Raw genomic sequence first — 11,452 nt, forward strand, 5'->3', positions numbered from 1 at the left:
ATAACATATACATATTAATTTCTTTAAATAATTATAAAAAACATTAAGGTTGTTATTAAATTCATCTACTATGGCAGATGAGCTTCGTTAATTTTTATATTCTTTTTAAGGTCATCACTACTCTTTTTAAGAATACGAAATAATAGTAGATGAAAGTGCTCTGATCAGGCTCTAGGATCAAAGAATCCATAACCAGATTAGTCTTGTGTAATTAATCCTATTGAGGCAAAGTTATTAATCAATTTTCTAAGAACATAGAAAAAATGTAAATCTAATGCTCATAAACTTGCTGTTTTTGCCAAAATATAATCAAAAAACCTTCTACAAATTTATTGAAAGAAAAACATTAAGTTCAGAGAACCAACTAGATACTATGAAGTAATTAATGCTAAAAAATACTTAAAAACCAAATGGTTCATTTATTATATAAGACTTGTGCGTAATCATAAAATCTATATATGGAAAGATATTCTATATTTTCTATATAAGTATTTAGAAATTTCCCACATCTAGAATTGTTGCCAATAAAATATTGTAGAACTAAAAGAGACAATTACTAGTTATACAGAAAAAATTTATCAGAGAAAAGAGAACTTCATATGTAGAAAAACTAGTATATTTCACTATCCTCAGTTATTCTCCTACTTCAAAACATTCACTTTTAATTAATAGTTTAGTTTATATATGAGAATATTTACTAAACCTAATGAAACGTCATATATTTATAAAACAAAGATTCTTAGTTTTAGGTTAAGAGATTTGTGAAATTAAATCTATTTTTCGTCGAGATACAGTAATGCCTATTTTACTTAACTCGTTTTTTATTTTTCTTGTTCCAAAGCTTTTTCTATTTGAGTTAAAAATATTAATAATAGCTTTTTCTAATTCCAGATCATCATTTTTAGGTTTATCTGGCGTTCTTTTTATTGAATCATAATAAGTGCTTCTAGGATAAATACTACCTTTAATAAAGTTTTCTTCGGAATTTTCATCCTCATTTATGAAATTATCTGACACTGCTAAATTATAAATTTTTGCTGAATTTTCAGAATTCTTGGTCGTTGATATTTCTTTTTTTATACTGTTTGATAAGTAAGTATACAAATCTTGACCTTCTGAAAGTTGATATGTGAATTCCTCATTATCAATAAAACTTTTAAGTTTATAATTCTCAATTATATATTTGAACAATGTGTTGGTAATTGTGTTTACAAGATAACTATAGGCGGTCCTAAAGTTTATTGTATCTTTAATTACAATGAAATCTGTCAAATCGATAAAAATCATATTATTATCGAATGTATATTCATCAGTAAGAAGAATTTCATCATTGTCTTTAAGTTGATTTAATATATTATTTATTACATCAGAAATAAAAGATAAGGTCTCTAATGATCCTTCATATTTTACTACTACCACTAAATGTTTCCTCCTTAATTCGAATTATAACCAAACTTTCGACTTTGCAAAGCTTCCTTCCAGTACGACTCCCTTTGAAGTACCAACTTATCATCGACCTTACCATTGTAGTTCTCAAGTATTGTATATTGAAAATTTTCCTTAACGTAATCAAAGTCCTTTTCTTCAACTAACGTTACAAGCTCTTTATTACCACCATGACCATTAGCTACATAGTTAGACCATCTTGTAAGTAACATCTTGCTCGTACTCGTTGCTGGTATGATAGTTTGACCTTATCATAACCTGGGAAATCATCACCATCATAAATTGTAGGTAATATCTGTTGAACGATTAACTCTTGATGTAAATCTTTATAAAAACGTCCCTGTGCCATGAAAGATTTCTTAAACTTGCTGATAACTCGACCATAATATTGTTCGTATTGTGGGAGTTCAACACCTTCATAATTTATACCTTCTAATACACCCAACTCTTTAGTTACTGTCTTAATCGTCGTAAGTAACCATGTATCGTATGAGAGTTTTAGTAAGCATATGGTAGTTTTACCTACATTGAAGTATCTTGATTTGTTTCTCCAAAATAGCCATTGTGTATTAACTTCTTCTGGATTTTGCTTAAATACCTCCATAGGATCCACAAAACCATTAGATTGATTGAATTTTATTTTTACATGATTCATTTCTTCTTCAGAAAAGCCAAGTAAATCATTCAGTTTTATTTGTAACATAATTGATGCTCCCTCTTCTAGTTAAGTAATATAATCATATCAAACAAGTATAATCGTAGAATAATATAATTGATAAAAAATTTCGAAAATTATTTGTTTGATTGAATATAAGCAAAGAAAATCAACAATTATTGTTTAAATTTTTAAATTTGTTTAGAATATAAACAAGTATTGATGAGAAAGGAAAAGATGATATGAATAAATATGAAAGATTAGATGAAATCGCTAATTTAGTTAATAAAAAAGGTACGATTAGAATTACGGAAATTGTTGAGTCATTGAATGTATCCGACATGACAGTCAGAAGGGATTTAGCTGAACTTGAAGAAAAAGGTATACTAACTAAGATACATGGTGGTGCGAGAAGTAACTCAGCCTTTCAATATACTGAAATGTCCCATACTGAAAAGCATACGCAATATATGGAGGAAAAAAGACAGATTGCTAAAAAAGCTGCAAGTCTTATCGAGGAAGGAAATACAATATTTTTAGGACCGGGGACAACAGTAGAGTTGTTAGCAGAAGAGATAAGAAACACGCGACTTAGCATTATAACAAATTGTCTTCCAGTATTTAATATACTTTTTAGAAAGAAAACAGATAGGTTCAGGGTATATTTAGTGGGTGGTGAAATGAGAGAGTTAACAGAGTCATTTTCGGGTGATATGACAAATAGTACACTAGAAAAAATGAGATTTAGTAAGATGTTTTTTAGTGCGAATGGTGTTAAAGGTTCAGATGTGATGACCTCTTCACATGAAGAAGCATATACACAGCAATTAGCATTGAAGAATTCAATTGAAAAATACTTATTATTAGATTCATCTAAGTTGGGAAAAGAAGATTTCGTATCTTTTTGTGACTTGAAGGCACTTACTGGAATAGTTATTGATAATAATAATCCTAGTAAGGTGAAGGGTTTAGAAATATTTACAGAGGTAATAATATAAGTTCTAAAAAGACGCATTTAAAATGTGTCTTTTTTTGTTTATTTTTATCATAAAAACAACAAAATCAAACATAAAATGTTGATTTTTTAACTCACGTAGTTTATAATTTAAACATAATTAAAAATGTAAGCGCTTATATTGTTTAAATCAACAAAAATTATAATGAGATTGAAGGGATGATAAAAATGAACGTAATAATTGGTGCAGATCAAGATGGTCAAAAATTGAAGAATATAGTTCAAGAGTTTTTATTAGAAGAGGGTTATAATGTTTTTGATGTAAGTAGTAAAAGTCACAAGGACTTTATTGATACTACTTTAGCAGTTGCCTCAATGGTTCAAGAAGATGAGGATAATTTGGGAATTATGATTGATGCATATGGTGCAGGTAGTTTTATGGTAGCAACAAAAATTAAAGGAATGATTGCCGCTGAAGTCTCTGATGAGAGATCAGCTTATATGACAAGAGGGCACAACGATGCTCGTATGATTACTATGGGATCTGAAATTGTAGGAGCAGAATTAGCTTTAAATATTGTAAACGCTTTTGTAACTGGTAAGTATGATGGTGGAAGACATCAAATTCGTGTAGATATGCTAAATAAAATGGCTTAATTAGGAGGAGAATATATTATGAAAATTGCAATTGGATGTGATCACATTGTCACTGATACAAAAATGGAAGTTTCAAAATTTTTAAAATCTCAGGGTCACGAAGTTATTGACTGTGGAACATATGACTTTACGAGAACGCATTATCCTATCTATGGAAAGAAGGTTGGGGAAGCAGTTACAAATGGTGACGCAGACTTAGGCGTATGCATCTGTGGAACAGGGGTAGGTATTAGTAATGCAGCCAATAAAGTTCCTGGGGTGAGATCAGCGTTGGTAAGAGATATGACTTCAGCTTTATATGCTAAAGAAGAACTTAATGCAAATGTTATCAGCTTTGGTGGAAAAATTATTGGTGAATTATTAATGTGTGATATTATCGAAGCATTTATCAAAGCAGAATACAAACCTAGTGAAAAAAATAAAGCCTTGATTTCTAAAATAACAAAATTAGATAGTGCAGATGAAAAACAAAAAGACCCAGCGTTCTTTAATGAGTTCTTAGAGAAATGGGATAAAGGTGAGTATCATGATTAAGGAGTATGACTGATGATTTTAACAGTTACGCTAAATCCTTCTGTTGATGTATCGTATCCTTTAGATAATTTGCTAATTGATGGTGTAAACAGAGCTCATGAAGTAATTAAAACGGCTGGTGGAAAAGGACTAAATGTTACTAGAGTGTTGTCTCAAATTAATCAACCTGTATTAGCCACTGGCTTTAAAGGTGGTCATTTAGGAAATTTTATTGAAGATGAATTGAATGCATTAGGGATTAAGAATTCATTTTATAATATTAAAGGTAACACTCGAAATTGTATAGCCATTTTGCATGAACGCAATCAAACTGAAATTTTAGAAAAAGGTCCTATCATTTCTAAAGATGAACTAGCAGGATTCAGCAGACATTTACAACAATTATTAAATAATATAGATATTGTCGTCATTTCTGGTAGTTTACCAAATGGAATACCTATAAACTATTATTCAGAACTTATTGGAATCTGTAATGCAGCTTCCAAACCAGTAATAATTGATTGCTCTGGTGGACCATTATTAAAAATTGTACAAGGTACAAATAAGCCATTAGCAATTAAGCCGAATTTAGAAGAATTATCTCAATTATTAAGTGAAACAATAGCAAATGAAACTGAAGCAATTAAGTCAGCTTTAGAAAATGAAATTTTTCAAGATATGGAATGGATCATTGTTTCATTAGGAGCGAATGGTGCACTCGTTAAAAAAGACAAAAGATTTTATAAGGTCGATATTCCTGAGATAAAAGTGATTAATCCGGTTGGATCTGGTGATTCAACGGTCGCAGGATTTGCATCAGCCTACATTAACAATAAATCAGTTGATGAAATTCTTAAACAGGCAAATGTATTTGGAATGCTGAATGCCATGGAATCTAAAACAGGTTTTATTAATTTAGAAAATTATAATGACCTATATAAAAAAATTGAAATTACAGAGGTGTAAATAATGATTAACACAGAAAATAAAATTAATTATTTAAACAAAGTCAGTGATGATAAAGGGATTATTTCAGCTTTGGCTTTTGACCAACGTGGTGCGTTAAAAAGAATGATGTCTGTATTTCAAGATACAGAACCTACGACAGAGCAAATTGAAAATCTAAAATCATTAGTTTCTAAGGAATTAACTGAATATTCTTCTTCGATATTGCTAGATCCGGAATATGGATTACCAGCTTCTCAAGTGAAAAATACTAATGCTGGATTATTATTGGCTTATGAAAAAACTGGTTATGATGCTACAACAAAAGGAAGATTACCGGATTGTCTTGTGGAATGGTCGGCAAAGCGTATTAAAGAACAAGGTGCAGATGCAGTCAAATTTTTACTTTATTATGATGTAGATGATGAAGAATCAATTAATGATCAAAAACATGCGTATATTGAAAGAATAGGTTCTGAATGTAAGGCTGAAGATATTCCATTTTTCTTAGAAATTTTAACATATGATGACAAGATTCAGGATAATGGTAGTGTAGAATTTGCAAAAGTAAAACCTCAAAAAGTTAATGAAGCGATGAAAGTATTTTCACATAATCGCTTTAATGTAGATGTATTAAAAGTAGAGGTTCCGGTTAGTATGAATTATGTCGAAGGTTTTGGAACTGGTGAAGTAGTATACACCAAAGAAGAAGCAGCTCAATTCTTCAAGGAACAAGAAGAAGCAACGCATTTACCATACATTTATTTAAGTGCAGGTGTTTCAGCACAATTATTCCAAGATACGTTAAAGTTTGCACATGAATCAGGGGCGAAATTTAATGGTGTATTATGTGGAAGAGCCACTTGGTCTGGGGTTGTCAAAGTATATATTGAACAAGGGGAAGAAGCTGCTAAAGAATGGTTACGTACCGAAGGTTATAATAATATTAATCAGTTGAACAAAGTTATACAAAACACTGCAGTGTCATATAAAGAAAAAATATAATATCAATAGGGGTGTTTTAAATGAATAGAGAAGAAACAACAATGTTAGGTTTTGAAATCGTTGCGTATGCTGGAGATGCAAGATCTAAATTATTAGAATCATTAAATGCTGCAAAAGCAGGAGATTTTTCTAAAGCTGAACAATTAATTGAAGAAGCGGATAAATGTATTGTTGATGCTCACAATGCACAAACTAGTCTTCTTGCTAAAGAAGCATCAGGAGAAGATATCGCATACAGTGTAACAATGATGCATGGACAAGATCATTTAATGACGACTTTACTATTAAAAGATATGATGAAGCACATGATTGAGCTTTATAAAAGAGGGAGCTGATTGTAGTGGATAAATTAATCGCACAAATTGAGAAAGCAAAACCTCTATTTGAAAAGTTATCAAGAAATATTTATTTAAGAGCCATACGTGATGGTTTCATTTCAGCGATGCCGGTAATATTATTCTCTAGCATTTTCTTATTAATTGCGTATGTACCTAATGTATTCGGATTTACATGGAGCAAATCTACCGAAGGACTTTTGATGAAACCATATCATTATACTATGGGGATTATTGCTCTATTAGTAGCCGGAACAACAGCTAAATCATTAACAGATTCTTATAACAGAAGACTTGAAAGTACAAATCAGATAAATTTCCTCTCAACAATGTTGGCAGCAATTTGTGGGTTTTTATTTCTTGCCGCAGATTCTGTTAAAGTTGGTGGTTTTTCAAGTGCATTTTTAGGAACTAAAGGTTTAATGACTGCATTTTTAGCAGCGTTTGTATCAGTAATTATTTATAACTTCTGTGTTAAGAGAAATATAACTATAAAAATGCCTTCAGAAGTTCCACCAAATATATCACAGGTATTTAAAGATATTTTTCCATTCTCGTTTGTTATTTTGACATTGTATGGATTAGATTTATTAAGTAGAGCATTATTAAATACCAATGTAGCCGCATCAATTGTTAAATTCTTTGCACCCTTATTTTCAGCTGCAGATGGTTATGTAGGGATAACTATTATTTTTGGTGCTTTCGCATTATTCTGGTTTATCGGTATTCATGGTCCATCTATTGTAGAGCCAGCAATTGCCGCTATAACTTATGCGAATATAGAAACAAACTATCAATTATTACAATCTGGTGAACATGCTGATAAGATTTTAACATCTGGTACACAAATGTTCATTGTTACTATGGGAGGAACAGGTGCTACGTTAGTTGTCCCATTCATGTTTATGTGGTTGACCAAGTCAAAAAGAAACAAAGCTATTGGTAGAGCTTCAGCCGTTCCAACATTTTTCGGTGTAAATGAGCCGATATTATTTGGTGCACCATTAGTATTAAATCCAGTATTCTTTATACCGTTTGTATTTGCACCTATTGCAAACGTATGGATCTTTAAATTTTTTGTAGATGTATTAGGTATGAATAGTTTCAGCGTAAACTTACCATGGACAACGCCAGGTCCTCTTGGAATTATTATGGGTACTGGTTTAAGCATGTGGTCATTTGTTTTAGCTATTACTTTGATTATTGTCGATGTATTAATCTATTATCCGTTTTTAAGAGTTTATGATAAGCAAATTCTTGAAGAAGAGTTAGCTGGAGTAGATAAATCGAATGAATTGAGAGAGAAAGTTAAAGAGAATTTTGATACTAAAAAAGCAGATGCTATTTTAAATGGTAAAGATACAAATAATACTGTAACGGTTACAAATACAACTACTGATGAAAGCCCTATAACTAAACAAACCAACGTATTAGTACTATGTGCAGGTGGAGGAACAAGTGGCTTATTGGCTAATGCACTTAATAAAGCAGCCGCTGAGCATGGTAAGCCAGTCAAAGCAGCTGCAGGTAGTTATGGCGCTCATATGGATATTATGAAAGAGTATCATTTGGTTATATTAGCACCTCAAGTTGCATCAAATTATGAACATATAAAAGTAGATACTGATAGACTTGGAATTAAGTTGGCTAAAACTCAAGGTGCTGAATACATTAAGTTAACACGTGATGGCAAAGGCGCTTTAGAGTTTGTTGAAAATCAATTTAAAAAATAGAGGGGAGATCTTATCATAATGAAGAAATTACCTGAAGATTTTATTTTTGGAGGAGCTACAGCAGCATATCAAGCAGAAGGTGCAACCCAGACAGATGGCAAAGGTAAAGTTGCTTGGGATAAATATTTAGAAGACAATTATTGGTATACCGCAGAGCCAGCCAGTGATTTTTATAATAAGTATCCTGTAGACTTGAAATTGAGTGAAGAATTTGGAGTTAATGGGATTAGAATATCTATTGCATGGTCACGAATTTTTCCTAACGGTTTTGGTGAAGTAAATCCAAAAGGTGTAGAATTCTATAATAATCTATTTGATGAGTGTCTGAAAAGAAAGGTTGAACCATTTGTAACATTACATCACTTTGATACTCCTGAGATATTACACAGTAATGGTGATTTCTTAAATAGAGAAAATGTAGATCATTTTGTAGACTATGCAGAATTCTGTTTTAAGGAATTTAATCAAGTTAAATATTGGACAACATTTAATGAAATCGGACCGATTGGAGATGGACAATATTTAGTAGGTAAATTCCCGCCGGGTATTCGATACGATTTTGAAAAAGTATTTCAATCTCACCATAATATGATGGTCGCACATGCTAAAGCAGTTAAATTATTCAAAGAAAAAGGATTTGAAGGAGAAATAGGTGTAGTGCATGCATTACCTACAAAATATCCGTTTGATCCTAAGAATCCTGAAGATGTTAGAGCTGCTGAACTTGAAGATATTATTCATAATAAATTCATTCTGGATGCAACATACTTAGGTGAATATTCAGAAAAGACTATGGAAGGCGTTAATCATATTCTTAATGTCAATGGTGGCAAATTAGAAATACTGGAAGAAGATTTAGAAGTATTAAACGCTGCTAAAGATATGAATGATTTTCTAGGCATTAATTACTATATGAGTGATTGGATGCGTGGTTTTGAAGGAGAATCAGAAATCACACACAATTCAAAAGGTAATAAAGGTGGTTCTAAATATCAGTTAAAAGGTGTTGGCCAAAGAGAATTCGATGTTGATGTTCCTCGTACCGATTGGGATTGGATGATTTACCCACAAGGTTTATATGATCAAATTATGAGAGTGAAAAAAGATTATCCTAACTATAAAAAGATGTATATAACTGAAAATGGTTTAGGATACAAAGATGAGTTCGTTGATGGAACTGTATACGATGATGCTAGAATTGATTATGTGAAAAAACATTTAGAAGTTATTTCAGACGCTATCAGAGATGGAGCAAATGTTAAAGGTTACTTTATTTGGTCGTTAATGGATGTCTTTTCATGGTCTAATGGTTATGAAAAAAGATATGGCTTGTTCTATGTAGATTTTGAAACACAAGAAAGATATCCAAAAAAAAGTGCATATTGGTATAAAGAGCTTGCAATTACAAAAGAAATAAAATAAAAAATAATCATCGAACTGCATTAAGTTGCAGTTCGACTTTTTATATACTCGCACGCTTAATTTGTTGTAATGTTACAATTTTTGGGACTCTGAATCATGTAAGTAAGTAGATTTAATCTTAGGAGAAATCTCGACACAAAATAACACACGTCATTTGCTTAAAAACATAATATCGACTTTAATTATTATAACCGCACTCTTCGGAGATACACTCAATCGTATCACAAGTAATGAGGGTTATTTAGAACTGTGCCTAATCACTGAGGTAAAGACATGTCTATTTGACATGTCTCAGACTGAAGACAAAGTCTCCTTCGGAGATGAAGTCTTCAGTCTTTTTTTATACAATAGTATTAATAATGATTTGGGGTAATTATTTTGTTGAGTAAATCAGAAGATAAAAGAAATCAATTAGAGGTTGTTGCGATTTCAGATTTAGTTCCACAAGATCATTTATTACGAAAAGTAGATAAAGTATTGGATTTAAATTTTATTTATCCTCTTGTTGAAGATAAATATTGTCTTGATAATGGTCGTCCAAGTATAGATCCTGTGATTTTAGTAAAAATAATATTAATACAAAAATTATTCGGAATAAAGTCAATGAGACAGACAATAAAAGAAATCGAAACAAATGTTGCTTATCGTTGGTATCTTGGATACAGTTTTCAGGATAAGATCCCTCATTTCACTACCTTCGGTAAGAATTACATTAGAAGGTTTAGTGATAATACACTTTTCGAAGAAATATTTGAACACATTCTACAGTTAGCGATGCAACATAAATTGGTTGATACCTCAGCTTTATTTATTGATTCTACTCATATAAAAGCAAATGCTAATAAACATAGATTTAGAAAAGTTGTAGTAAAAAAATCAGTCGCTCATTATAAAGATGAGTTAGATAAAGAAATAAACGAGGTTCGTAAATCTGAAGGAAAAAAGGAGTTCACCCCGACTCATAAGACAGAAGAAAAAGAAAAGAAAGTCTCACAGACCCTGACGCTGGTTACTATGTTAAAGGTGAACGTGAGAAACAGTTGCTTATAGTTTACATGCTTGTGTAGATAAAAAGGGATTTTTTGTAGATCACCACGTAACACCAGGTAATATTCATGATAGTACTCAATTGGCACCTATGATTTCTAGAATGAAAGATAAAGAAATTAAACCTAAAAGCTTGGCTGTAGATGCTGGATATAAAACACCTTTTAATGCTTACTTTTTATTTAAAGAGTCAATCACTCCTTACATGCCGTATACTAGACCAAGAGGTCCAAAGGGCCGTTTCAGAAAAAATGATTTTGTTTATGATGAATATTACAATGAATATATTTGTCCTGCAAATTACGCCCTTAAATACACACGTACTGATCGTGAAGGATTTAAATTGTATCATTCTAACCCAGATGTATGTAAAGCATGTCCATTTCTAAATAAATGTACAGAAAATAAACAATATAAAAAGCAAATTCAAAGACATATTTGGCAAGAATACTTATTAGAAGATGTTGAAGAAATAAGACATACAGAAGAAGGAAGAATGGGATATAAATTAAGGTCTCAAACTATTGAAAGAAGATTTGATGACGCTAAAGAACGGCATGGTATGAGATGGACAAAGTTTAGAGGATTGGAAAAAGTGTCCATGGAAACCACGCTTATTTGTGCATGCATGAATTTAAAAAAATTAGCCAATTGGGTTATCAAAGATACTCAATTGGCTTAGCATTATAGTCAATAATTTAAATTTCGAAGAAATTTCTTCGAATAAATGAGAATATAG

11 protein-coding genes and 1 pseudogene are annotated in these 11,452 nt (G+C 31.2%); 9 read left to right on the plus strand and 3 right to left on the minus strand.

The annotated features are described in order from the left end of the window. Nucleotides 1-750: 750 nt before the first annotated feature. Genes CD152_RS12135 through CD152_RS07335 form a run of 3 tightly spaced genes read right to left on the minus strand, consistent with a single transcriptional unit; the run spans nt 751 to nt 2,149 of the window. Nucleotides 751-1,419, minus strand: coding sequence for a hypothetical protein (locus CD152_RS12135; protein WP_232237436.1), 669 nt, complete (start codon nt 1,417-1,419; stop codon nt 751-753). Nucleotides 1,420-1,433: 14 nt separating this feature from the next. Next, nucleotides 1,434-1,658 (minus strand): GIY-YIG nuclease family protein, encoded by a 225-nt coding sequence (locus CD152_RS12055; RefSeq protein ID WP_197932699.1) that lies wholly within the window; start codon nt 1,656-1,658, stop codon nt 1,434-1,436. Continuing rightward, nucleotides 1,628-2,149 (minus strand): hypothetical protein, encoded by a 522-nt coding sequence (locus CD152_RS07335; protein ID WP_197932700.1) that lies wholly within the window; start codon nt 2,147-2,149, stop codon nt 1,628-1,630. The genes CD152_RS12055 and CD152_RS07335 overlap by 31 nt, the downstream gene beginning before the upstream one ends. Before the next feature lie 194 nt (nt 2,150-2,343). Here CD152_RS07335 and CD152_RS07340 point away from each other — a divergent pair, with 194 nt between their 5' ends. The 9 genes and pseudogenes from CD152_RS07340 (at nt 2,344) to CD152_RS07380 (ending at nt 11,395) form a co-directional block, all read left to right on the plus strand. Continuing rightward, a complete protein-coding gene (locus CD152_RS07340; RefSeq protein WP_086037808.1) occupies nt 2,344-3,099 on the plus strand; it encodes a DeoR/GlpR family DNA-binding transcription regulator in 756 nt (251 codons plus the stop codon). A gap of 185 nt (nt 3,100-3,284) precedes the next feature. Further along, on the plus strand, nt 3,285-3,713 hold the full coding sequence (gene lacA / locus CD152_RS07345; RefSeq protein WP_086039348.1) for a galactose-6-phosphate isomerase subunit LacA: 429 nt from the start codon (nt 3,285-3,287) through the stop codon (nt 3,711-3,713). 18 nt (nt 3,714-3,731) lie between these two features. Next, a complete protein-coding gene (lacB, locus tag CD152_RS07350) occupies nt 3,732-4,247 on the plus strand; it encodes a galactose-6-phosphate isomerase subunit LacB (RefSeq protein ID WP_086037809.1) in 516 nt (171 codons plus the stop codon). Between the two features lie 12 nt (nt 4,248-4,259). Further along, a complete protein-coding gene (gene lacC / locus CD152_RS07355) occupies nt 4,260-5,192 on the plus strand; it encodes a tagatose-6-phosphate kinase (RefSeq protein ID WP_086037810.1) in 933 nt (310 codons plus the stop codon). Between the two features lie 3 nt (nt 5,193-5,195). Next, nucleotides 5,196-6,176 carry a tagatose-bisphosphate aldolase gene (lacD, locus tag CD152_RS07360; RefSeq protein WP_103214582.1) on the plus strand — a complete coding sequence of 327 codons (981 nt, stop codon included), beginning with the start codon at nt 5,196-5,198 and terminating at the stop codon, nt 6,174-6,176. Between the two features lie 20 nt (nt 6,177-6,196). Then, complete coding sequence (locus tag CD152_RS07365; RefSeq protein WP_086037812.1) at nt 6,197-6,511, plus strand: PTS lactose/cellobiose transporter subunit IIA; 315 nt, start codon at nt 6,197-6,199, stop codon at nt 6,509-6,511. Between the two features lie 5 nt (nt 6,512-6,516). Continuing rightward, nucleotides 6,517-8,244, plus strand: coding sequence for a lactose-specific PTS transporter subunit EIIC (locus CD152_RS07370; protein ID WP_086037813.1), 1,728 nt, complete (start codon nt 6,517-6,519; stop codon nt 8,242-8,244). Between the two features lie 15 nt (nt 8,245-8,259). Next, nucleotides 8,260-9,666 (plus strand): 6-phospho-beta-galactosidase, encoded by a 1,407-nt coding sequence (gene lacG / locus CD152_RS07375; protein ID WP_086037814.1) that lies wholly within the window; start codon nt 8,260-8,262, stop codon nt 9,664-9,666. Nucleotides 9,667-10,041: 375 nt separating this feature from the next. Beyond that, nucleotides 10,042-11,395: pseudogene (locus tag CD152_RS07380) on the plus strand (IS1182 family transposase). The last annotated feature ends 57 nt before the right edge of the window (nt 11,396-11,452 follow it).

The sequence above is a fragment of the Macrococcoides caseolyticum genome, assembly GCF_002902665.1.
GTDB lineage: Bacteria > Bacillota > Bacilli > Staphylococcales > Staphylococcaceae > Macrococcoides > Macrococcoides caseolyticum.

What these genes read in the sequence shown, in the direction of transcription:
- CD152_RS07340 (WP_086037808.1), top strand. Translation starts at nt 2,344, where the DNA reads ATGAATAAATATGAAAGATTAGATGAAATCGCTAATTTAGTTAATAAA.
- lacC (WP_086037810.1), top strand. Translation starts at nt 4,260, where the DNA reads ATGATTTTAACAGTTACGCTAAATCCTTCTGTTGATGTATCGTATCCT.
- CD152_RS12055 (WP_197932699.1), bottom strand. Translation starts at nt 1,658, where the DNA reads ATGTTACTTACAAGATGGTCTAACTATGTAGCTAATGGTCATGGTGGT.
- lacA (WP_086039348.1), top strand. Translation starts at nt 3,285, where the DNA reads ATGAACGTAATAATTGGTGCAGATCAAGATGGTCAAAAATTGAAGAAT.
- CD152_RS07335 (WP_197932700.1), bottom strand. Translation starts at nt 2,149, where the DNA reads ATGTTACAAATAAAACTGAATGATTTACTTGGCTTTTCTGAAGAAGAA.
- lacB (WP_086037809.1), top strand. Translation starts at nt 3,732, where the DNA reads ATGAAAATTGCAATTGGATGTGATCACATTGTCACTGATACAAAAATG.
- lacD (WP_103214582.1), top strand. Translation starts at nt 5,196, where the DNA reads ATGATTAACACAGAAAATAAAATTAATTATTTAAACAAAGTCAGTGAT.
- CD152_RS07365 (WP_086037812.1), top strand. Translation starts at nt 6,197, where the DNA reads ATGAATAGAGAAGAAACAACAATGTTAGGTTTTGAAATCGTTGCGTAT.